This window comes from Streptomyces sp. NPDC046859, assembly GCF_040645135.1.
GTDB lineage: Bacteria > Actinomycetota > Actinomycetes > Streptomycetales > Streptomycetaceae > Streptomyces.
On the sequence record NZ_JBEYXR010000014.1, the window covers coordinates 123,783 to 144,393 of the forward strand.

Consider the following 20,611-nt stretch of genomic DNA (forward strand, 5'->3'; position numbering starts at 1 on the left):
CGCCCGCGGCGGCTTCCGGGACGGCCGCGCGGTCAGCGCCGGCGGTGCACCAGGCGGCCGGCCACGACGGTGGCCACGCAGGTGGACGCACCCTCCCGGACGAGGGCCGCGCGGTCGGGCACGTCGAACACCGCGAACCGCGCGCGCTTCCCGGCGGCGAGGCCCGGCAGCAGGACGAGCGGCACCGGGGAGAGCGCCGGAGGGCCGGGCAGTGCGGCCGGGCGTCCCGCCAGGGCGAGCCCGGCCCTGCGGACCGCGTCCAGGGCCTCACGGCTGCGCAGTTCACCGGCGATCGCGACCGTGCCGTGCGCCAGCAGGCGCTGGACCCCGCGGCGGGCGCTGGCTCCTCGCACGGATGGTCCCGCGCCGAGGAGGTCCCGCGCACGCTCGCCGAACACCGGCTCGGTGCCGAGCCGGTCCGCCTCGCGCGGGTCGGGGTGGTAGGCCTGCTCCAGCAGTTCCGGGCCGTACGGGTTGAGCAGACCAGGTGTCAGGATGCCGGGCCACTTGCGCAGCCGGGCGTCGGGATGGGCGGCAGCCAGTTCCTCGTACGGGCCGACGGCGGCGATGTGCGCGCCGTCGACCAGGACGGCGCTCTCGGGCGAGGCGTCGGCGACGTGAAGGGTCAGCACGGGAACGTCAGTTGGAGGCGAGGATCTTCAGCTCGGGGTGCGCCGTGCCGCCCTCGATCGCCGTCGAGGAGATGTGGGACATGACGCGGCTGTCGACGGGGTCGTTCGCCGGGTCGTCGTGCACGACGAGGTGCTCGTACGTCGTCGAGCGCTGGGCCGGGACCCGCCCCGCGGAGCGGATCATGTCGATCATCTCCTGGAGGTTGGAGCGGTGCTTGGCACCGGCCGCCGAGACGACGTTCTCCTCCAGCATGACCGAGCCCAGGTCGTCCGCGCCGTAGTGCAGCGTCAGCTGGCCCGCGTCCTGGCCGGTGGTCAGCCAGGAGCCCTGGATGTGGGCGATGTTGTCCATGAAGAGCCGGGAGATCGCGATCATCCGCAGGTACTCGAAGATCGTGGCCTGCGTCCGGCCCTTCAGGTGGTTGTTCATGGGCTGGTACAGGTACGGGATGAAGGCCCGGAAGCCGCCCGTGCGGTCCTGCACGTCACGGATCATCCGCAGGTGCTCGATCCGCTCGGCGTTGGTCTCGCCGGTGCCCATCAGCATGGTGGAGGTGGACTCCACGCCCAGGTTGTGGGCGGTCTCCATGATCTCCAGCCAGCGCTCACCGGACTCCTTCAGGGGCGCGATGGCCTTGCGGGGGCGCTCGGGGAGCAGCTCCGCGCCCGCGCCCGCGAAGGAGTCGAGGCCGGCCGCGTGGATCCGCTGGATCGCCTCCTCGACACCGACCTTGGAGATCCGGGCCATGTGCTCGACCTCGCTCGCCCCCAGGCTGTGGATGACGAGCTGCGGGAACTCCTTCTTGATGGCCGCGAAGTGCTTCTCGTAGTACTCGACGCCGTAGTCCGGGTGGTGGCCGCCCTGGAACATGATCTGGGTGCCGCCGAGTTCGACGGTCTCCGCGCAGCGCCGCAGGATGTCGTCGAGGTCGCGGGTCCAGCCCTTGGCCGTGTCCTTGGGCGGGGCGTAGAAGGCGCAGAACTTGCACGCCGTGACGCACACGTTCGTGTAGTTGATGTTCCGCTCGATGATGTACGTCGCGATGTGCTCGGTGCCCGCGTAACGGCGGCGGCGCACGGCGTCGGCGGTGGCCCCGAGCGCGTGCAGCGGGGCGTCGCGGTAGAGGTCGAGCGCTTCCTCTGGGGTGATCCGCCCGCCCGCTGCGGCACGGTCGAGCACAGACTGGAGGTCGGCCTTCTCGGTCACCGGGGGCGTCCCTTTCGTCAAGCAATCAAGAGGTGTGCGCGGAGCGCGCTCTTCGTCGAAGGTGGTGGGGAAGACGGGTGGGCGGACCGAACCAGCGTACGCCAGGCCCTTGACGGAGCCGACGTCAGGCCGCGTACGCCCCGATCAGCACCCCCGCGAGCGCCCCGCCGAGGAGGAACGGGCCGAAGGGGATCGCCGAGGTGCGGCCGGCCCGGCGCAGGGCGACCAGGCCCCAGCCGTACAGCGCTCCGGACAGGAACCCGGCGAAGGTGCCGAGCATGACCGTCGGCCAGCCGTACCAGCCCAGGACCGCGCCCGCGCCGAGCGCCAGTTTCACGTCGCCGAAGCCCATGCCGTCGGGGTTGAGCAGATGCAGGCCGTAGTAGAAGGCGCCGAGCGCGAGGGACGCCGCCACGGCGGTCGGCCAGTGCCCGGCGTGCTCGGGGACGGCGGCGACCAGGCCCAGCAGGGCGAGCGCGCCGCCCGCGAGGGAGAGCGTGAGCGGGTCGGGGAGGCGCCGCACCCGGAGGTCGACGAGCGTGAGCAGGACGCCGCCGGGCGCCAGCAGCAGCCAGGCCCCCAGCTCGGGCCGGGTGCCGGTGGCGGCGGCGAGGGCGGCGCAGACCGCGGCGGTGACGAGGACGGGCACGGGGGCGCCCGGGCCGTAGGGGGCGCGGGGCCCGCACTGCCGGCAGCCGGCCGGGCCGAGCCATCCCGGCACCGGGTGGCCGGCCGGGCAGTGCGCCCGCCACGGCTCCTCGTCGGGCGCGGAGAAACGGTAGGCGGCCCGGGGCAGCAGCGCCCCCGCGAGCGCCCCCCACAGCGCGGCCACGGCGACGACGACCGGGGTGCTCACCTCCATCAGCCGCTCCCCCGGCCGGTCTTGGACAGGCGGGCCTCGGGCTCGCCCTCCGCCGAGCTCTCCGAGCGGTACACGAGGTCGTCGCCCGCCGGGGTGATGCGGACGGTGTGCGGTTCGGGGTTGCAGCCGGCGTGGTTGCCCTTCGCGCCCACGGACGTGACGACGAGCTGTTGCGCCGTCACCTTCTTCAGGGTGAGGACGTCGTTGCAGACACCGCCGAGCAGATCGGTCTGGCGCAGCCTGCCCAGTTCCTCGCCGACCTCGGCCTTGTGCACGGTGAGCCGGAAGGTGCCGGCGGGCAGGGAGCCGCCCACGGCCGTGGCCTTCCCCTCCCAGGTGCCGAGGTACCGGGCGGGGACGGAGCCCTCCGTCGCACCCGGCGCCCGGGACGGGGCGGCGTCGGAGCCCGCGCTCGTGTCCCGGTCGTCGGCGCCCCGGCCCGGCACCCGGTCGAGGACGACGAAGCTGCCGAGCGTGACCGCCGCGAGGGCGCCCGCGACGGCCAGGGTGACCGTGCAGCTCACCCTGCGTCCGCGAGCCGCGACGGACACACCCGGCTCGGCGGAAGGGGACGCGTCGGTGGAGTCGTCGGGTGCGGGCACCGCGTCACGGGGCGCGGGCACCGGGGCGGGCATCACCGGGGCCGGCCCGAACTCGCCGACCGCGACCGGCCGGCTGAACGCCACGGGTCCTGACGGGGCGTCCTCCCCGGCCTCCAGGTTCAGCAGCCGCACGGCGCCCCGGCTGACCTGCTCGACCAGCGGCCCGGGCAGCCAGCCGCCCGCCACCAGCCGGGCCGCGCCCTCGGGCGCCAGCCGCGCGGCCAGCTCGCCCGGGGCGGGCCGCGCTCCCGGCTCCTTGGCCAGGCACCGGGCGACCAGCTCCCGCAACGTGTCGTCCAGGGCGTCGAGTTCGGGCTCCTCGTGGACGACCTTGTAGAGCAGGGCCGCCGAGGTGTCCCCGGAGAACGGCGGTTCGCCGGCCGCCGCGTAGGCGAGCACGGCGCCCAGCGAGAAGACGTCCGCCGCCCCCGTGACGCCCTTGCCCAGGATCTGCTCGGGCGCCATGTAGCCGGGTGAGCCGATGGAGACACCGCTGGAGGTGAGGGAGGCGGTGCCGTCCAGGGCCCGTGCGATGCCGAAGTCGATCAGCAGGGGCCCGTCGAGCGTCAGCAGGACGTTCGACGGCTTGACGTCCCGGTGCACCAGTCCCAGGTCGTGCACCGCGGCCAGCGCCTCCGCGAGTCCGGCCCCGAGGGCCCGTACGGACGGGGCGGGCAGGGCACCGGAGTCGGCGACGGCACTCGAGAGCGACGGACCGGCCGCGTACCCGGTGGCCACCCAGGGCACCGCGGCCTCCGGGTCGGCGTCCAGCACGGGCGCCGTCCACGCGCCGCCCACCCGCCGGGCCGCCTCGACCTCCCGCCGGAAGCGGGTGCGGAACTCCTCGTCGAGCGCGAGGTGGGGGTGCACGATCTTGACGGCGACCGTGCGGCCCCCGGAGCTGCGGCCGAGGTAGACCCGGCCCATCCCGCCGGAGCCGAGCCGGCCGAGGATCCGGTACGGCCCGACGACCGTGGGCTCGTCCATGCCGAGTGGCTGCATCGGCGTCCACCTCTCCCCCGTACGGCCCAGCGCCCCCGCCAACTTCGCAGCAGATTAGTGCGGATCGGGTCCGCGTTCTCCGGCGCGGGCCGGAACTGCCGCCTCCGGCCCGTCAGTCCGATGGGCGCGGGCCTCATGGGTGAAGTCCCGGCGGGAGAACTCCTTCCACGGCCTTCCGGACGTGCGGACGGCGCGGAGAAGACGTCACCCCTGACGCCTTGCCGGTGCCGTCCTTCGGGAACCGGGCGTTCACGGACGGAGCAGTTCGACCTTCACGTCCGCGGGAAATCCCGTGGTCGGCCCGACGCGGCGCGCGAACTCCGCGACCGCTTCCAGCTGGGGGCCGCCGAAACGGAAGTCGAGAGTCGTGAAATACCGCTCCAGGACCTTCTCGTCGAAGGCCTCCCAGCGCGCCGCCTGTTCCGCGACCTTGCCGACCTCGTCCAGGGAGAGGTTGCGCGAGGCGAGGAATGCCTCGTGCACCTTGCGGGTGATGTCCGGTTCCCGGTCCAGATAGTCGCGGCGCGCCGCCCACACGGCGAAGACGAAGGGCAGACCGGTCCACTCCTTCCAGAGCGAACCCAGGTCGTGCACCTGGAGCCCGTAGCGCGGGCCGTCGAGCAGGTTGGCCCGCAGCGCCGCGTCGCCGATGAGGACCGCCGCCTCCGCCTCCTGCATCATCACGCTGAGGTCGGGCGGGCAGGTGTAGTAGGCGGGACGCACGCCGTACCGCTCGGCGAGCAGCAGTTGGGCGAGCCGGACCGAGGTGCGGGAGGTCGAGCCGAGGGCGACACGGGCGCCGTCCAGCTGGTCGAGGGGGACCTGCGAGACGATCACGCAGGACATCACCGGTCCGTCGCAGCCGACGGCGATGTCGGGGAAGGCGACCAGGTCGCCGGCGTTGCGCAGGAACTCGACGAGCGTGATCGGGCCGATGTCGAGATCGCCGCGCACCAGCTGCTCGCTGAGCTTCTCCGGGGTGTCCTTCGTCAGCTCGAAGTCGAGGAGGGTGCCGGTTCTCGCGAGCCCCCAGTACAGAGGCAGGCAGTTGAGGAACTGGATGTGGCCCACGCGGGGGCGGGTGCGAGAATTGTCCACATCGCGAGACTAGACCCCATGGAGTAGCGTTCGGCCTTCAGGGTCGTGACCTACAGGTCATCGGCTTCGGTCAACTCCCGACACGGATCTTCAAACCTCCGAGTGAAGTGATCTTGACCTCTATTGCTTTCGGCCGCCTGCGTGCTAGGCTCGCCGCAAGTTGCAGTTTGGTTTCCCTTGCAGTACAGAGCCTGCGGAGCATGTAACCGCGGGCTCTAGTCGTTTTCAGACGTATGCAGATGTGCGGCACTCGTTTTCACACTTGCAGGTTCTGGAGCAGGGCAACCCTTTGGGCCCAAGGAGGGCTTATGGCTACCGGAACCGTGAAGTGGTTCAACGCCGAAAAGGGCTTTGGCTTCATCGCCCAGGAAGGCGGCGGCCCCGACGTCTTCGTTCACTACTCCGCGATCAACGCGAGCGGCTTCCGCTCGCTGGAGGAGAACCAGCAGGTCTCCTTCGACGTGACCCAGGGCCCGAAGGGCCCGCAGGCGGAGAACGTCACCCCCGTCTGATCTTCGGTCCTCGGAGCCTGGTGCTTTGATCCGGAACTGAGAGCAGTACCCAAGGAGCCCCGCGCCGCCAGGCGTCGGGGCTCCTGCCTTTTCCTTCCCGGGGCCGCTGTCACACGTGCTGCATGACGAGGACGAAGAAGGTCCCCGGCTCCAGCCCCTCGTACGCGTGCGGCACGTCGCCGCGGTACGTCATGTAGTCCCCGGGGCCCAGTTCCACCTCCTCGCCGCGCGGTCCCGCCTTCACCCGGCCCGCTCCGACGATCAGGTGCTCCACGGTGCCCGGGATGTGCGGCTCGGACTCCCGGGCCGCGCCCGGTTCCGCGCGCAGGTGGTAGATGTCCCGCCGGGCGCCCGGCGGACTCGCGGAGAGCAGGGTGGCGACGTAGTCGGCGCGCTCGGACGCCACCGCGGGCCCCTCGCCCGCCCGGATCACCTGGACCACGGGGGCCGGTGGCTCCACCAGAGTGCTGAACGGCACCCCGAGCGCCACACCGAGCGCCCACAGCGTCTCGACGCTGGGGTTCCCGCCTCCGCCCTCCAACTGGGAGAGCGTGGACTTCGCGATGCCCGCCCGTTTGGCCAGCTCGGACAGGGACAACCCGGCACGGGCGCGCTCGCGGCGCAGGGAGGTGGCGATCCACGTGAGGGGCTCACCCATCGGCTCACTTCCAGTCGTTCGTTCTGCCGGACCGTCTGTTCGTCTTGACGAACAGAGACCCATCTGTTCATTCTGGGAAACATGCGTTCGCTGTTCCGAACACCGATGATGGCATCGCTGGTGCGCGACAGCGCCCTCATGTGGCTGGCGACCGGGGTCGTCGGCGTGTCCTTCGGCGCGATCGCGGTGGCCGGCGGGCTGCCGCTCTGGGTGCCGGTGGCCATGTCGCTCGCCGTGTACGCGGGGTCGGCGCAGTTCAGCGCCGTCGGGCTGCTGCTGGCCGGAGGCGGGCCGCTCGCCGCGGTGGTCACCGGCCTGATCCTCAACACCCGTACCGCGGCCTTCAGCCTCGCCGTGGCGGACGTCCTGGGGCCGGGCCGGCTCGCCCGTCTGGCCGGCGCGCACCTGGTCACCGACGAGACGGTGGCGTTCACGCTGGCGCAGCCGGACCCGGCCCGCCGCCGGGCCGCGTTCTGGGTGAACGGCCTCGGCCTGTTCGCCGCCTGGAACACCGGCGTCCTGGCCGGTGCCCTCGCCGGGACCGCGCTCGGCGACCCGGCGACCTACGGACTCGACGCCGCCTTCCCGGCGGTGCTGGTGGCGCTGGTGCTGCCGGTCCTGCGCGGGGACCGCTCCGTGCGCAGGGCGGCGCTGCTCGGCGCCGCGCTCGCCCTCGCCGTCACCCCGGCCGTCCCGGCGGGCGTGCCCGTGCTGCTGGCGCTCACGGGCCTGGTGGCCCACGGCGGGAAGGGTGGTACGGCATGACCTCCACGACGGCGACGGTCGCCGTGATCCTGGTGCTCGCGGCCGGGACGTACGCCTTCCGGCTGGTGGGCCCGGCGCTGCACGGACGGATCACGCTGCCCGCGCGGGTGCAGCAGTTGTCGGCGGCCGGCGCGGTGGTGCTGCTCGTGGCGCTGCTGGCCACGGGAGCGCTGACGGAGGGCGGCGGGTTCGCCGGCTGGGCCCGCCCGGCGGGGGTGCTGGTGGGCGGCGTCCTGGCGTGGCGGGGCGCGCCGTTCCCGGTGGTGGTGCTGGCGGCCGCGGGGTCGGCCGCGCTGCTGCGGGCGGTGGGGGTGGCGTGAGCGGTCCGCGTGGGAGGATCGCCGGATGACAAGCGGTGAGAACGGCGGCGGCCCGGAGCGGGACACGGGCCTGGCGACCGGTGTGTCGCTCGGGATCTCCCTGGGCCTGGCGCTCGGCGTCGTGCTCGGGACGACGGTGTTCGACAACCTGGCGCTCGGGCTGGGCCTGGGCATGGGGGTGGGCGTGGCGGCCGGCGCGGCACTGGGCGGCGCGCGCGGCGGTGGCCGCACCGGCGCGGGCGGCAAGGGCCGGGAACCCGAGTAGGGAGCGGGCAGGCAACCCCGACCGGCGGGCACTAGGGTCGCGGGCCATGACCGAAGCCGACTTCCTGACCGCCACCCGCACCTTCTACGACGCCATCGCGGAGGACTACGCCAGGCTCTTCGAGGACGAGATGGCCCGGCGGCCCCTGGAGCGTGCGGTGCTGCGGGTGTTCGCCGAACTCGCGGGCGGCGCCGGACCGGTGGCCGACCTGGGCTGCGGGCCCGGCCGGACCACGGCCCGCCTCGCCGCGCTGGGCCTGGACGTGTTCGGCGTCGACCTGTCGGAGTCGATGCTCGCGATCGCCCGCCGGGAGAACCCCGGGCTGCGGTTCGAGCGGGGGTCGATGCTGGAGCTGGACCTGCCGGACGGGGCGCTGTCCGGTGCCGTGTCGTTCTACTCCTCCATCCACCTCCCGGAGGACCGGCTGCCGGCGCTCTTCGCCGAGTTCCACCGGGTGCTGGCGCCGGGGGCTCCCCTGCTCATCACCTTCCAGGCGGGCGACGAACACCGGCACCACGACCGGCCGTTCGGGCACCCGGTCGCGCTGACCTTCCTGCGCCGCCGCCCGGACGACATGGCCGCGCTGCTGACGCGGGCCGGTTTCGCCCTGCACTCCCGCACGGTCCGGGAGGCGGACCCCGCCCTCGGCGAGACGTCCCCGCAGGCCTTCCTGCTCGCCCGCAGGGGCGCCGCCTGAGACCGGGGCCCGTCCCGCCCGCGTCCCGTCAGCCGAGGCCGATCGCGGCGCAGTCGGCCGCGTACTTCGGGGTGCATATCTGATCGACGGTGTACACGCCGTCCCGGACGACCGTGTCGTCGATGTTCTCGGCGGTGACGGCGACCACCGTCAGCAGCGCGGCCGGGATGTCCTCCCGGGTGGGGCTGTCGACCACGTCCTGGACCAGGGCGTCGAAGGCGACACCGCGGCCCTGCACCTTGTAGACGGCCATCCGGGCGGCGGTGGTCGCCTCCAGCTCGAACGGCTTGTACACCGTCATGTACTGCTCCCCGGCGACGATCCGCTGGATGGCGTCCAGGTTCGCGTCCTGCCCGGTCACCGGCGGCACCTGGCCGACGCCGGCCTCCTTGAGCGCGTCGATGGCGGCGCCCGCCATGCCGTCGTTGGCCGAGTAGACCGCGGCGATGCCGTCCGCGCCGATGGCCGCGATGGCCTCGCGCATGTGGGCCTTGGCGGCCTCGGGCGACCACTTGCGGGTGTCGTACTCCTTGACGATGTTCACGTCGCCCTTGAGCTCGGTGACCGCGCCCCGCTTGAAGCGGGCCGTGTTCGGGTCGGCGGGGTCGCCGTGCATCATGACGACCTTGCTGGTCAGGGCCTTGGAGCCGAGGCGCTGGACGAGGGAGCGGGCCTGCACCTCGCCGACGAGTTCGTTGTCGTGGGAGACGTAGGCGTCGACGGGGCCCTCGGCCAGGCGGTCGTAGGCGATGACCGGGATGCCGGCGTCCTTGGCCCGGCGCACGTCGGGCGCGATGGCCTTGGAGTCCACGGCGTCCACCAGGATCACGTCCACCCGGTCCTCGATCAGCCGCCGGAACTGGCGGCTCTGCTTCGTCGTGCTCGACTCGGCGTTGGCGTAGACGACCTGGCCCTTGCCGTGGGTGAGGGAGGCGACCTCCTTCTCGATCAGCGGGTGGTCGAACCGTTCGAAGCGCGCGGTGGCCTTGTCGGGCAGGAGCAGTCCGACGGTGACGTCGTCGCCGCTGCGCTGTGCCTGGGAGGAGTCGGCGCCCGCGATGCCGTCGACGACACCGCAGGCGGCGAGGGACAGCGCGGCGGCGGCCGCGGTGACGGCCGTGCGGGCCCGGCGCAGGGCGGGGTGGTGGGGGGTGCGAGCGTTCACTGCTGCCTTCCGAGCGGGGGGAGTGCGGGGTCCGGATGGCCGTGGCCACCGCGGGGGGGGCGGGCAGGGCAGGGTGGGTCGAGCGGTCGTGCGGGGCGGCGCGGACGCGGTCCGGCGGGGGTCACCCCGCGTACAGGGCCTCCACGTCGGCCGCGAAGTCCCGCATGACCTGGTCCCGGCGGAGCTTCATCGACGGCGTGAGGTGGCCGTCCGACTCGGTGAAGTCCACCGGCAGGACGGCGAAGCGGCGGATCGACTCGGGCCGGGACACCAGCTTGTTCGCCTCGTCCACGGCTCGCTGCAGGATGTCCCGCAGCTCCGGGTCGTCCACCAGGAGTTCGGCGGGGACCGGGTGCCGGCCGTTCATCCGGCGCCAGTGGCCGACGCCGCCCATGTCGAGGGTGATGAGCGCGGCGACGTAGGGGCGGCGGTCGCCGACGACCAGGCACTGCGAGATCAGCGGGTGCGAGCGCAGCCAGTTCTCCAGCGGGGCCGGGGCGACGCTCTTGCCGCCCGCGGTGATGAGCAGTTCCTTCTTGCGGCCGGTGATCGTGAGATAGCCCTCGTCGTCCAGGGCACCGATGTCGCCGGTGGCCAGCCAGCCGTCGGCGGCCGCGGGGACCACACCGCCCGCCGCCGGGTCCCAGTAGCCGCGCAGCACGTGGTCGCCGGAGAGCAGCACCTCGCCGTCCGCCGCGAGCCGGACCCGGGTGCCGGGCAGCGGCCAGCCCACCGTGCCGAGACGGGGCTTGAGGGGCGGCGTCACGGTGGCCGCGCCGGTCGTCTCGGTGAGCCCGTAGCCCTCGTAGACCTCGATGCCGGCGCCCGCGTAGAAGGCCGCGAGCCGGCGGCCCAGCGGGGAGCCGCCGCAGATCGCGTACTTCACCCGGCCGCCCATCGCGGCGCGCAGGCGCCGGTAGACGAGCGGGTCGTACACCGCGCGGGCCGCCTTGAGCGCGGTCCCCGGGCCCGGGCCGGTGCCGGACCGGCGGGCCTCCAGCGCCTCGCCGTAGCGCTCGGCGACGCCCGCGGCCCGGTCGAAGGTGGACGCCCGGCCGCTCGACTCCGCCTTGGCGCGGGCGGAGTTGTAGACCTTCTCCAGCATGTACGGGATGGTCAGCAGACAGGTCGGCCGGAAGGCGGCGAGGTCCGGCAGGAGGTCCTCGGCCTTCAGGCTCGGCGCGTGGCCCAGCCGGACCCGGGCGCGCACACAGGCCACCTCCACCATCCGCCCGAACACATGGGACATGGGCAGGAAGAGCAGCACCGACGCCTCTTCGCTGGTCCGCGCCTTGAAGATCGGGTAGAGCAGTTCGACGGCGTTGTCGACCTCGGCGAAGAAGTTGCCGTGGGTCAGCGCGCAGCCCTTGGGCCGGCCGGTGGTGCCGGACGTGTAGACCAGCGTCGCCAGGGTGTCGGGCACGAGCATGCCGCGCCGGACGGCCACCTCACCGTCGGACTGCTCCTCCCCCGCCTCCGCCAGCCGGTCCACGTGCCCCTTGTCCATCACCCACAGGCGGCGCAGGTCCGGGACGCGGTCCAGTTCGGGTCCCATGGCGTTCGCCTGGGCGACGGTCTCGGTGATCAGGGCCACGGCGCCGGAGTCCTGGAGGATCCAGCGGGTCTGGAAGACGGAGGATGTGGGGTAGACGGGGACCACCACCAGTCCGGCGGCCCAGGAGGCGAAGTCGAGGAGGGTCCACTCGTAGCGGGTGCGGGCCATGACGGCGATCCGGTCGCCGGGCATCAGGCCCTCGCCGATCAGCCCCTTCGCCACGGCCTGCACCTGCGCGGCGAACTGGGCCGCCGTCACGTCCGTCCAGCGCCCGTCGGCGTCGCGGCGGCTGAGGACCACCGCGTCCGGCACCGCGTCGGCGTTGTCGAAGGGCAGGTCGGCCAGCGACCCATGGGTCACGGGCGGGGCGAACGGCGGCACGTACGCCTCCCGTACGGCACCGTTCAGCCGCCGGGTCTCCGGCCGCACCAGGGCCGGGCCCGGCGCGTCGCCGAAAGAGGCCGAGGGGGCGAAGGAGGGAAGCGGGGTGGACACGGGCGGCTCCTGCGGGCGTGCAGCGGGACATCGCTTGCTGCATGAAGTACGTGCCTCGCGCACCGTGGTGTTCACCTGCCGAGGCCTGCGGAAAGGGGTGACCGCTGGTTAGGCACGCGATGGTACGGCGCGGGCGTGGGGACGTTGTGCGGGTTCGGCGGCGGTCCGGGGACGGGTATGTGCAACCTCGCGGGTTGTGTGAGGGGTCCTCAGCTTCGTTCCAGGACCGCCGTCACGCCCTGCCCGCCCGCGGCGCACACCGAGATCAGCCCCCGGCCCGGACCGCCGCGCTCGGCCAGCAGCGCGGCCAGCGTCGCCACGATCCGCGCACCGGTCGCCGCGAAGGGGTGGCCGGTGGCCAGGGAGGAGCCGGCGACGTTCAGCCGGGCGCGGTCCACGGGGTCCAGGCCCCGCTTCTCCCACGCCGCCAGCGTGGCCAGCACCTGGGAGGCGAACGCCTCGTGCACCTCGACGAGGTCGAAGTCGCCGAGGCCGAGCCCGGCGCGCTCCAGCATGCGCGGGACGGCGTACGCCGGTGCCATGAGGAGCCCGTCCTCGCCGTCCGCCACGTCGCCGTGCGGGAAGTCCACGGCGGCCGTCTCGTAGGCGGTGAGGTGGGCGAGCGGCTCCAGGCCCCGGGCGGCCGCCCACTCCTCGCTCGCCAGCAGCACGACGGCGGCCCCGTCGGTCAGCGGCGTCGAGTTGCCCGCCGTCATCGTGGGGCCGGGCCGGTCCAGGCCGAACACCGGTCGAAGCGCGGCGAGTTTCTCCGGGGTGGAGCCGGGGCGCAGGTTCTGGTCGCGGTCGAGCCCCCGGAAGGGCACGACCAGGTCCTGGAAGAAGCCCCGCTCGTAGGCGGCGGCCAGCCGCTGGTGGCTCGCCGCCGCCAGCTCGTCCTGGGCCTCGCGGGTGATGCCCCAGGCCCGGGCGGTGACGGCGGCGTGCTCGCCCATGGACAGGCCGGTGCGGGGCTCGGCGTTGCGCGGGATGTCCGGGACGAGGTGGGAGGGCCGTACACCGGCCAGGGCCTTGACCCGGCCGCCGAGGGACCGGGCCCGGCGGGCCTCCAGGAGGATGCGGCGCAGCCGGTCGTTGACCCCGAGGGGCGCGTCGCTCGCCGTGTCGGCGCCGCCCGCGATCGCCGCCTCGGTCTGGCCGAGCGCGATCTTGTTGGCCGCGGCGACGACGGCCTGGAGGCCGGTACCGCACGCCTGCTGGATGTCGTACGCGGGCGTGCGCGGGTCGAGCCGTGAGCCGAGGACGGTCTCACGGGCGAGGTTGAAGTCGCGGCTGTGCTTGAGGACGGCCCCGGCGACGAACTCGCCGACGGCCCCCGGCGCTTCGAGGCCGTACCGCCCGACCAGACCGTCGAGCGCGGCGGTGAGCATGTCCTGGTTGGACGCGGTGGCGTAGGGGCCGTCGGAGCGGGCGAACGGGATGCGCGTGCCGCCGATGATCGCGACGCGCCGGACCGCCGGGGCCAACAGGGCGCTCATGTGCCTCACTCCTCACGTCCACGGTGACTTACCTCCGGTAACCTTACTCCCGAGTCAGTTCCGGAGCGCACTGGGAGTCCCGCATGGCCGACCGCTATCTGAGCTTCACGGGGACCGCCCCCGGCCGGTTCCTCACCCGCCGCCTGGGGCTTCCCCAGCCCGCCCCGTTGCGCCGCTGGTCGCCCGAACGGCCCGAACTGGACGGCGAACGGCTGCTGCTCACGGCCGGCACGTCCGGCCTGGACCTCACCGCGGCGGGCCTCGGCCTCACCACCACCCCCGCCGAGCACCCGGCGGCCGTCGTGCTCGACGCCACCGGGGTCCGGGACGTCGAGACGCTGGCCGAGGTGCACGCGGCCCTGCACCCGGTGGTGCGGTCGGTGGCGGCGAGCGGGCGGATCGTCGTCCTGGGCGCGCCCCTCGACCCCGCCGACCACCACCAGGCCGCCGCCCAGCAGGCCCTGGAGGGCTTCACCCGCTCCCTCGGCAAGGAGATCGGCCGGGGCAGGACGGTCAATCTCGTCCGGCTCACCGACGCCCGCGCCGCCGCGTCCACCCTCGGCTTCCTCCTCTCCCCCAAGTCGGCCTACGTCAGCGGCCAGGTGATCGAGACCGGCCCGCAGGAGGCCACCCCGCCCGACGACCCCGGCCATCCCCTCGCCGGCCGCACCGCCCTGGTCACCGGCGCCGCCCGCGGCATCGGCGAGGCGGTCGCCGAGACCCTGGCCAGGGACGGCGCCCGGGTCGTCGTCCTCGACGTGCCGCAGGCCGGGCAGGACGCCCGGCGGGTGGCCGACCGGCTCGGCGGCACCGCCCTCGCCCTGGACATCACCGCGCCCGACGCCGGTGAGCGGATCGCCGCGGCCCTGCCGGACGGGCTGGACGTCCTCGTCCACAACGCCGGCATCACCCGCGACCGGCGCCTGGTCAACATGCCCGCCGAACGCTGGAACGCGGTGCTGGACGTCAACCTCGCGAGCGTGCTGCGCACCACGGACGCGCTGCTCGCGGCCGGCGCCCTGCGCACCGGCGGGCGGATCGTGGCGACGGCGTCGATCGCCGGTCTCGCCGGAAACGCCGGGCAGACCAACTACGGCGCGAGCAAGGCCGGCGTCGCGGGGCTCGTGCGCTCCCTCGCGCCGCGCGCGCTCGCCGAGCACGGGGTGACCGTGAACGCGGTCGCGCCGGGCTTCATCGAGACGAAGATGACCGCCGCGGTGCCGCTCCTCATCCGGGAGGCGGGCCGGCGCATGAACTCCCTCGCGCAGGGCGGCCTGCCGTCCGACGTCGCCGAGACGACCGCCTGGCTCGCGCACCCGGCGTCGGGTGCCGTCAACGGACAGGTCGTCCGGGTGTGCGGCCAGAGCCTGCTGGGGGCGTGATGACGACCGTCCTGACCGGTGTGCCCCGGCTGCCCGCCCTGCTCGCCCGGGGGGCGGTGCTCTCCCCCTTCAAACGGCCGCGCCCCGACGCGGAGTTCCCCCGGACCCGGCTCGTGCTGCCCGGCGTCCGCGTCGATCCGTCACGGCTGGCGGCGTACGAGCGGGTGTGCGGATTCCCGGCGGACGGCGGCACGCTGCCCGTCACCCACCCGCATCTGCTCGGCTTCCCGCTGGCCATGCGCCTGATGAGCGCGCGGGAGTTCCCGCTGCCCCTGCTCGGGCTCGTCCACACGTCCATCGAGATCACCCGGCACACCGCGCTGCCCGCGTCCGGCTCCTACGAGGTCGGGGTGCGGGTCGAGCGGCTGGTGCCGCACCGCCGCGGCACCGAGGCGGTCGTGGTCACCGAGGTCCGGTCGGACGACCGCCTCGTATGGGAGTCGGCCAGCCACTACCTCGCCCGCCACCGCACGGACGGCGCCGCCTCCCCGGCGCCCGCCGGGGAGCCGGAGCCGCTGCCCGAGGTCGCCGAGTGGAAGGTCCCCGCGGACGTCGGGCGCCGCTACGGCGCGGCCTCCGGGGACCGCAACCCCATCCATCTGCACCCGCTCACCGCCCGCCTGTTCGGCTTCCCGCGCGCCATCGCGCACGGCATGTGGACGGTCGCCCGCTGTCTGGCCGCGCACGGCACCCCGGACGCGGTCCGGGTGCGGGCCGGCTTCCGGGCGCCGGTGCTGCTGCCGGCGACGGTGACGTACGGCGCCGGGGACGGGCGGTTCGAACTGCGCGGCGCGGGCCGCCTCCACCTGACCGGGGAGGTCTATCCGCTCGCCGCCTCCTGAGCCGCGTCCGGCGGCGTCCACCGCCGGCCCTCCCTGAGGTCCCCCAGGCCGGCCCACGCGAAGTTCATCAGCGTGGCCGCCGCCTGGCGCGCGCTCACGCCCGGTGTGGTGTTGGCCCAGTCGGCCAGCGACTCGGCGGCACCCACCAGGGCCTCGGCGACCCCGGCGACCTCGCTCTCCGGGAGGTCGGGGTCGCGGTGCGCCTCACGGGCGGCGACCAGGATCAGCTGCGTGACGAACGCGACGATGTCCGCGCGCATCGCGGCGACCTCGGAGGCGAACGGCTCGCCGTGGGTGCGGGCCTGGAGGTGCAGCACGGACCAGGCGTCCGGGTAGTGCGAGGTGTGGGTGAAGAAGGCCCGCAGCCCGTCCCAGAGCTGCAGGTCGGCGGGCAGGTCGGGCCGCACACCCGCCCGGATGGCCGCGACGAGCGCGGCGGACTCCCGCCGGATGCAGGCGGTGAAGAGGTCTTCCTTGGAGTTCAGGTAGAGGTACACCAACGGCTTCGAGACACCCGCGAGTTCGGCGACCTCGTCCATCGACGCGGCCATGTACCCGCGCCGGCCGAAGGTCCGCACGGCGGCGTCCAGCATCTGCTGCTCACGGACGGCCCGCGGCATCCGTTTGGTCTTCACGGCACCCATGGCGCTCAGCGTACGGGCCGGGACGGAGATCCCGCCCGGCCCGTCGCCAACCAGCCGTCCTACTCGTCGTCGGTGCGCTCCTCGGCGAACCGGGCCACCCGGTCCGCCCAGGGCTGGGTGTCGGCGGCCGGCAGCGCCGTCAGCCGCGGCAGCAGCTGCGCGGTGAGCAGCGTCGACAGCGCCGAGGTGTCGGCGCTCGAGCCGTCGGTGCGCACGACCACCGGCTGCGGGGCCCGCCCGGCGAGCTTCGCGCCCACCTCCAGACGGCGCCGCGCCAGCTCGTACTGGAGCACGGCCCGGTTGTCCCGGTAGGCCTTGGCGAGGGCGCGCTGGGCGCGGGCCTCGTTCTCGGCGGCGATCAGGCCGCTGCGGCCCCGCGTCTCGATCTCGAACCGCACCCGCTGGGCGTTGGTCTCCTGCTGCTCCAGCAGCTGGGCGACCTCCTCGCGGGCCCGGTTCAGCGCGGCCCTGACCTCGACGATCCGGGCGTCGCGCACCTTCTTGGCGCGCTCGATGTCCATGCCGAGCTGGTCGATGCGGCGCTTGCGGACCAGGCCCCACTCCTGCTCGTAGGCCGTGCGCTCCTTGGCGACCCGCTCGCGGGTCGCCAGGTGCTGCTGGTACTGCGTCGGCAGCTGCACGTCCGGGATGTTGCAGCCGGTGATGCGCACGCCGTAGCCGGACAGCTGGCGGTTGAGCAGTTCCTGCATGTCGGCCACGTCCGAGCCGCGCAGGTCGTACGCCCGCTCGGTGCGCATCTTGCGGGCGCGCTGGCGGATGGCGTCCTGCACGGCGCTGGAGAGCACCAGGTCGAAGTTGCCCGCGCCGATCGTGCGGACGAACAGCACGGCGTCGGTGATGCGGAACTTCAGGAAGAACTCGATCGAGCGCAGCGGCACGTTCTCCTGCGTCGGGCAGGCCATCACGGGCGCCGAGTACGGGATCTCGGTGGCGGTGTCGACGACGAAGTCGACCCGGGACCACGGGTGCCACAGGTAGTGCCGGCCGGCGTCGAGGGTGCGGACGACGGCGCCGTAGCGGGTCAGGACGCCGTGGGTGCCCTGCTCGATCTCGACGATGGAGGAGCGCCACCACCACAGGGCGCCGATCAGCACCAGCACGGCGCCGCCGGCGTAGGACAGGCCGGCCAGGGTGCCGTAGGCGAGGTCCCCGGCGGACGACTCGGCGTCGGCCGCGTGCAGGGACAGCATCACGCCCATGAACAGGGCGTACACGCCGAGCCACAGCGGCAGCATCCACCACACCCGGCGGCGGTGCCGGGGGATGATGACCGGGATCAGGGTGTCGGCCTCGCCGCCGCGCAGCAGCCGGGCGATGTCGGTCCAGGGGGCGACGGCCTCGGAGATGACCGACCGGCGGTGGGATCGGGCGGTGCTCACTGGGCGGCCTCCTCGGAGAGCTCGATGTCGTCGGTCGCTTCGCCCGGTCCGGGCACGTCGGGCACGGTGGGCCGGTCGGCGGCCAGCAGCGCGCCGATCTCCTCCTCGCGGGCGGCGATCCGCTCGGACACCTCGCCGAGCCGGGCCCGCACGGCGGCCATGTCGGCGTCGCTGAACAGCTCCGTGCCGCGTTCGCCGACCAGTTCGCGGGCCAGCTCCAGGAAGTCGATGCCGGCGCCGTCGGAGGTGCCGCCGATGCGCACCAGGCGGGGCAGGTGGTCGGCGACCTCCTCCAGGGTGTCCAGCACCTGCTGCTGGTAGCGGTACTCCAGGATCTCCGGCGCCTCCGCGGCGGTCACCGCGCGGATGTCGAGGGCCTGCGCCTCCAGGAGGGCCGCGTTGGCCTTCGCCTCCGACTCGGCCTGGACGTAGCGCTGGCGGGCCAGGGCCTCGGCACGGTTGGTCTCGCGCTCCACGGCCGTGTCCATCTGCGCCTGGTACTGGGCGATGTCGGCCTGGATCGCCGACAGCGTCTCCTGGCTGGAGGCGAGTTCACGGCTCAGGTCGCCCTCGTCCTGCTCCTTGCGCAACTGGAGCGCGTACTCGTGCGTGTACGCCTCCTTGGCCATCCGGACCATCTCGGGTGCCGCGAGGTCCATGCGGTAGCGCTGGTCGGACGGTTCGGCGTGGGTGATGTTGGCGTTGGTCAGCTCGACGGCCGGACGGAACTGCTGGTTGAGCTGCTCCAGGAGCCGGCCGGTGTCCTCGCCGACCATGTCGTAGATACCGGCGGCCTCCTGCTCGTAGATGAGGCTGCGGATCGTCTCGCTGACGGCGTTGCTCAGCTTCTCCTCGAAGCCGCGCACCGCGCCGAGCGTGTACACGAACTCGGTGGGGTCGCTGATCCGGAACTGGATGAACAGGTCGATCGACGCCTTCACCCCGCCCCGGGTCGGGGCCTCGCGCACCGGCGCGTTGAACGGGTACTCACGGGTGGTGTTGACGATGTACGACACCCGCTTCCAGGGGCTCAGCAGCACGACCCGGCCCGGTCCGACGACCTTCTCCAGCTTGCCGAACCGGGTGATCAGCGCCTGGGAGCCGTCGGGCACCATGACCATGCCCTGCCGCCACCACACGAAGGCGACCGCGGCGAGCGAGACGACCCAGTAGTGCACGCCGAACAGGGGGTTGGTCAGCACGTCGGCGCCGGCGGCCCCCACGATCGAGGCGCCCACGGCACCCGCGACGAGCAGGGTCAGCACCGGCAGCATGGAGAGGAACGAGCGGCCCCTCGGCAGCACCATCGGGCAGATGGCGTGCACCACGTCGCCGCCCGCGCGCTCCTGTTCGCTGCGGCCGAGCGCCTCGCCGGCCTCGTCGAGCGGCACCGTCTTCTGCCGCATGACGGTCGCGGTCGAGCCGCCCTGCTCCCGGGCGGCCGGGAAGTCGTCCGGGTCGATGTTCCAGCCCTGGGCCTCGTACTCGTCGCCGCCGTCCCGCCAGGCTCCCCGTTCGCCTGTCTGCCGGCGCAGTTCCTCCTGCGCGGCCCTGCGTGGATCGGTGCCCGAGGCGACCGCCTCGGCCACGCGTCGTGCGCTCGCCTTCGCGCGCCCTCGTGCCACAGTTCCCCCTTTGCGTCGCACATGCCGGGCGCGTCTCGGGGCCCGGCGTACTCCCTGCTGTGATCCCTGCTGTGATTTCAGCCATCCCACACCATGGGTCCGGACCAGCGTAAGGGGGTGTACCTGGGGACTTACCGGACGGTAGGGCGAGGGTGGTCCCCCGACGCGTCCGCGCGGCGGGACGCGCCCCGCGCGGCGCCCGGCGGGAGCACGGAGGGTGCGCGCGATCAGCGCGTCGCCCCCGGGAACACGCCCGCCGGCACCACGAGCGCGGCCTCCCGCCGGCGCGCGGGGCGCGGTGGCGGGAGGCCGGTGTCCGTGCGGGTCATGACGCGCTCACGGCCGCGCGCTCATGCTCAGCCCTGGGCGCGGGCCGCGTCGTCGACGTCGTCCTCCTGGCTGCGGTTCGCCTCCAGGTTGGACTTCATCCGGTCGACGCGCTCCACGATGCCGGCCGAGGCGCGATCGCGTTCCTTGCGCAGGACGACGAAGCTGATCGGGGCCGAGATCACCAGCGCGAGCAGGAGGACCCACATGCCGTTGGAGTCGCCGAGGCCGCGCGGGGCGATGCCGGAGTAGACGAGGCCCCAGACGACCACGAGGCAGCCCACGAAGATCCCCAGGCGCATCAGTGTGTAGCGGAGCATCTCAATCCACTCTTCCGGTTCAAAAGGGCCGGCATCCAGTGAAGCACGCTCCGGCCCCGATCTTGCAGGGGGGTGCGCGCGGTCCTGTGCGGGGCTCAGCCGAGCGGCAGCAGCATGATCACGTCGTCGCGGTCGTCGCCGGGGGCCACCCTGATGGCGGCCGGGACCCTGCCGACCTCCTTGTAGCCGCAGGAGGCGTAGAACCGCTCCAGGCCGTGGCCGCCCCGGCAGGTGAGCCGCAGCGCCTCGATGCCGTCGATGCCCCGGGCCGCGTCCTCGGCGGCCGCCAGCAGGTCGCGGCCGTAGCCCCTGCCCTGGTGGCGGGGGTGCACCATCACGGTGTAGAGCCAGGCCCAGTGGGTCATCAGCCGGTGCGTGTTGAAGGTGAGGAACGCGGTCGCGGCGACGGCGCCCGACGCGTCGTGGCCCACCAGGAGCCGGCTGCGTCCCTCCGCCATCGCCACGAAGTGCCGCACGAGTTCGGGGCGGATGTCCTCCCGTGTCACCGGCGGTACGAAGCCGACGGCGCCGCCCGCCTCGGAGACGTCGGTCCACAGGTCGAGGATGCCGTCGCGCAGCGCGGGGGTGACGGCCGGATCGAGGGTGAAGGTAAGGGACACGAAGGCACTGTACCCATTACCGCAGGGCGACGGCGGGCGCATCGTGGCCGGCAGAGCGTCACGCGCGCGTGCCGGTCACCCTCGCCGAAGACGGTCCGGGTGGCGTCCCGGTGCGGGGAC

Annotated in this window: 21 protein-coding genes; 7 read left to right on the forward strand and 14 right to left on the reverse strand. The window is 73.7% G+C overall.

Annotated features, from left to right (window positions below; translation table 11 throughout):
• Positions 1–32: 32 nt before the first annotated feature.
• From ABZ899_RS21810 to ABZ899_RS21830, 5 genes are all read right to left on the reverse strand, one after another.
• Positions 33–632: a hypothetical protein gene (locus ABZ899_RS21810; protein ID WP_361348519.1), complete on the reverse strand. Its 600-nt coding sequence runs from the start codon at positions 630–632 to the stop codon at positions 33–35.
• Positions 633–639: 7 nt separating this feature from the next.
• Positions 640–1,839 carry a cyclic dehypoxanthinyl futalosine synthase gene (gene mqnC, locus ABZ899_RS21815; RefSeq protein WP_361348522.1) on the reverse strand — a complete coding sequence of 400 codons (1,200 nt, stop codon included), beginning with the start codon at positions 1,837–1,839 and terminating at the stop codon, positions 640–642.
• 124 nt (positions 1,840–1,963) lie between these two features.
• The gene (locus ABZ899_RS21820) at positions 1,964–2,701 is read right to left on the reverse strand and encodes an A24 family peptidase (RefSeq protein WP_361348525.1); all 738 of its coding nucleotides are present in this window, start codon (positions 2,699–2,701) and stop codon (positions 1,964–1,966) included.
• Positions 2,701–4,305 (reverse strand): serine/threonine-protein kinase, encoded by a 1,605-nt coding sequence (locus ABZ899_RS21825; RefSeq protein ID WP_361348528.1) that lies wholly within the window; start codon positions 4,303–4,305, stop codon positions 2,701–2,703. The genes ABZ899_RS21820 and ABZ899_RS21825 overlap by 1 nt, the downstream gene beginning before the upstream one ends.
• Positions 4,306–4,554: 249 nt before the next feature.
• Positions 4,555–5,403: a menaquinone biosynthesis protein gene (locus ABZ899_RS21830; protein ID WP_361348531.1), complete on the reverse strand. Its 849-nt coding sequence runs from the start codon at positions 5,401–5,403 to the stop codon at positions 4,555–4,557.
• 308 nt (positions 5,404–5,711) lie between these two features.
• Here ABZ899_RS21830 and ABZ899_RS21835 point away from each other — a divergent pair, with 308 nt between their 5' ends.
• Complete coding sequence (locus ABZ899_RS21835) at positions 5,712–5,915, forward strand: cold-shock protein (protein ID WP_003992177.1); 204 nt, start codon at positions 5,712–5,714, stop codon at positions 5,913–5,915.
• Between the two features lie 109 nt (positions 5,916–6,024).
• On the opposite strand, the gene ABZ899_RS21840 is transcribed toward ABZ899_RS21835, so the two are convergent.
• Positions 6,025–6,573 carry an XRE family transcriptional regulator gene (locus tag ABZ899_RS21840; RefSeq protein ID WP_361348534.1) on the reverse strand — a complete coding sequence of 183 codons (549 nt, stop codon included), beginning with the start codon at positions 6,571–6,573 and terminating at the stop codon, positions 6,025–6,027.
• 81 nt (positions 6,574–6,654) lie between these two features.
• On the opposite strand from ABZ899_RS21840, the gene ABZ899_RS21845 reads away from it, so the two are divergent.
• The 4 genes from ABZ899_RS21845 to ABZ899_RS21860 are packed head-to-tail and all read left to right on the forward strand — an operon-like array spanning position 6,655 to position 8,620.
• Positions 6,655–7,338, forward strand: a complete 684-nt coding sequence (locus ABZ899_RS21845; protein WP_361348537.1) for an AzlC family ABC transporter permease — start codon at positions 6,655–6,657, stop codon at positions 7,336–7,338.
• Complete coding sequence (locus ABZ899_RS21850; RefSeq protein ID WP_361348540.1) at positions 7,335–7,658, forward strand: AzlD domain-containing protein; 324 nt, start codon at positions 7,335–7,337, stop codon at positions 7,656–7,658. The genes ABZ899_RS21845 and ABZ899_RS21850 overlap by 4 nt, the downstream gene beginning before the upstream one ends.
• A gap of 25 nt (positions 7,659–7,683) precedes the next feature.
• Positions 7,684–7,923 (forward strand): hypothetical protein, encoded by a 240-nt coding sequence (locus ABZ899_RS21855; RefSeq protein WP_361348543.1) that lies wholly within the window; start codon positions 7,684–7,686, stop codon positions 7,921–7,923.
• A gap of 46 nt (positions 7,924–7,969) precedes the next feature.
• A complete protein-coding gene (locus tag ABZ899_RS21860; RefSeq protein ID WP_361348545.1) occupies positions 7,970–8,620 on the forward strand; it encodes a class I SAM-dependent methyltransferase in 651 nt (216 codons plus the stop codon).
• A 28-nt stretch (positions 8,621–8,648) separates the two neighbouring features.
• Here ABZ899_RS21860 and ABZ899_RS21865 read toward each other — a convergent pair whose 3' ends face one another.
• The 3 genes from ABZ899_RS21865 to ABZ899_RS21875 all read right to left on the reverse strand — a co-directional run bounded on the left by ABZ899_RS21865 (position 8,649) and on the right by ABZ899_RS21875 (position 13,331).
• Positions 8,649–9,785: a substrate-binding domain-containing protein gene (locus ABZ899_RS21865; RefSeq protein ID WP_361348548.1), complete on the reverse strand. Its 1,137-nt coding sequence runs from the start codon at positions 9,783–9,785 to the stop codon at positions 8,649–8,651.
• A gap of 121 nt (positions 9,786–9,906) precedes the next feature.
• A complete protein-coding gene (locus ABZ899_RS21870; protein WP_361348551.1) occupies positions 9,907–11,835 on the reverse strand; it encodes an AMP-binding protein in 1,929 nt (642 codons plus the stop codon).
• Positions 11,836–12,044: 209 nt separating this feature from the next.
• Positions 12,045–13,331, reverse strand: coding sequence for an acetyl-CoA C-acetyltransferase (locus tag ABZ899_RS21875; protein WP_361348554.1), 1,287 nt, complete (start codon positions 13,329–13,331; stop codon positions 12,045–12,047).
• Between the two features lie 83 nt (positions 13,332–13,414).
• Here ABZ899_RS21875 and ABZ899_RS21880 point away from each other — a divergent pair, with 83 nt between their 5' ends.
• Positions 13,415–14,713, forward strand: a complete 1,299-nt coding sequence (locus ABZ899_RS21880; protein WP_361348557.1) for a 3-oxoacyl-ACP reductase — start codon at positions 13,415–13,417, stop codon at positions 14,711–14,713.
• Positions 14,713–15,555 carry a MaoC/PaaZ C-terminal domain-containing protein gene (locus tag ABZ899_RS21885; protein WP_361348560.1) on the forward strand — a complete coding sequence of 281 codons (843 nt, stop codon included), beginning with the start codon at positions 14,713–14,715 and terminating at the stop codon, positions 15,553–15,555. The genes ABZ899_RS21880 and ABZ899_RS21885 overlap by 1 nt, the downstream gene beginning before the upstream one ends.
• Here the strand turns inward: ABZ899_RS21885 and ABZ899_RS21890 are convergent.
• The 5 genes from ABZ899_RS21890 to ABZ899_RS21910 form a co-directional block, all read right to left on the reverse strand.
• Positions 15,534–16,199 carry a TetR/AcrR family transcriptional regulator gene (locus ABZ899_RS21890; protein WP_361348562.1) on the reverse strand — a complete coding sequence of 222 codons (666 nt, stop codon included), beginning with the start codon at positions 16,197–16,199 and terminating at the stop codon, positions 15,534–15,536. The two genes, ABZ899_RS21885 and ABZ899_RS21890, sit on opposite strands and share 22 nt — an antisense overlap.
• A 59-nt stretch (positions 16,200–16,258) precedes the next feature.
• Positions 16,259–17,599 carry an SPFH domain-containing protein gene (locus tag ABZ899_RS21895; protein WP_361348565.1) on the reverse strand — a complete coding sequence of 447 codons (1,341 nt, stop codon included), beginning with the start codon at positions 17,597–17,599 and terminating at the stop codon, positions 16,259–16,261.
• Positions 17,596–19,224, reverse strand: coding sequence for an SPFH domain-containing protein (locus tag ABZ899_RS21900; protein WP_361348568.1), 1,629 nt, complete (start codon positions 19,222–19,224; stop codon positions 17,596–17,598). Before ABZ899_RS21900 ends, ABZ899_RS21895 begins: the two co-directional genes overlap by 4 nt.
• A gap of 356 nt (positions 19,225–19,580) precedes the next feature.
• Positions 19,581–19,871: a DUF4229 domain-containing protein gene (locus tag ABZ899_RS21905; protein ID WP_361348570.1), complete on the reverse strand. Its 291-nt coding sequence runs from the start codon at positions 19,869–19,871 to the stop codon at positions 19,581–19,583.
• A 95-nt stretch (positions 19,872–19,966) separates the two neighbouring features.
• Positions 19,967–20,491 carry a GNAT family N-acetyltransferase gene (locus ABZ899_RS21910; protein ID WP_361348573.1) on the reverse strand — a complete coding sequence of 175 codons (525 nt, stop codon included), beginning with the start codon at positions 20,489–20,491 and terminating at the stop codon, positions 19,967–19,969.
• Between the last annotated feature and the right edge of the window lie 120 nt (positions 20,492–20,611).

What these genes read in the sequence shown, in the direction of transcription:
- ABZ899_RS21860 (WP_361348545.1), top strand. Translation starts at nt 7,970, where the DNA reads ATGACCGAAGCCGACTTCCTGACCGCCACCCGCACCTTCTACGACGCC.
- ABZ899_RS21885 (WP_361348560.1), top strand. Translation starts at nt 14,713, where the DNA reads ATGACGACCGTCCTGACCGGTGTGCCCCGGCTGCCCGCCCTGCTCGCC.
- ABZ899_RS21880 (WP_361348557.1), top strand. Translation starts at nt 13,415, where the DNA reads ATGGCCGACCGCTATCTGAGCTTCACGGGGACCGCCCCCGGCCGGTTC.
- ABZ899_RS21840 (WP_361348534.1), bottom strand. Translation starts at nt 6,573, where the DNA reads ATGGGTGAGCCCCTCACGTGGATCGCCACCTCCCTGCGCCGCGAGCGC.
- ABZ899_RS21835 (WP_003992177.1), top strand. Translation starts at nt 5,712, where the DNA reads ATGGCTACCGGAACCGTGAAGTGGTTCAACGCCGAAAAGGGCTTTGGC.
- ABZ899_RS21890 (WP_361348562.1), bottom strand. Translation starts at nt 16,199, where the DNA reads ATGGGTGCCGTGAAGACCAAACGGATGCCGCGGGCCGTCCGTGAGCAG.
- ABZ899_RS21825 (WP_361348528.1), bottom strand. Translation starts at nt 4,305, where the DNA reads ATGCAGCCACTCGGCATGGACGAGCCCACGGTCGTCGGGCCGTACCGG.
- ABZ899_RS21820 (WP_361348525.1), bottom strand. Translation starts at nt 2,701, where the DNA reads ATGGAGGTGAGCACCCCGGTCGTCGTCGCCGTGGCCGCGCTGTGGGGG.
- ABZ899_RS21905 (WP_361348570.1), bottom strand. Translation starts at nt 19,871, where the DNA reads ATGCTCCGCTACACACTGATGCGCCTGGGGATCTTCGTGGGCTGCCTC.
- ABZ899_RS21845 (WP_361348537.1), top strand. Translation starts at nt 6,655, where the DNA reads ATGCGTTCGCTGTTCCGAACACCGATGATGGCATCGCTGGTGCGCGAC.
- ABZ899_RS21850 (WP_361348540.1), top strand. Translation starts at nt 7,335, where the DNA reads ATGACCTCCACGACGGCGACGGTCGCCGTGATCCTGGTGCTCGCGGCC.
- ABZ899_RS21875 (WP_361348554.1), bottom strand. Translation starts at nt 13,331, where the DNA reads ATGAGCGCCCTGTTGGCCCCGGCGGTCCGGCGCGTCGCGATCATCGGC.
- ABZ899_RS21855 (WP_361348543.1), top strand. Translation starts at nt 7,684, where the DNA reads ATGACAAGCGGTGAGAACGGCGGCGGCCCGGAGCGGGACACGGGCCTG.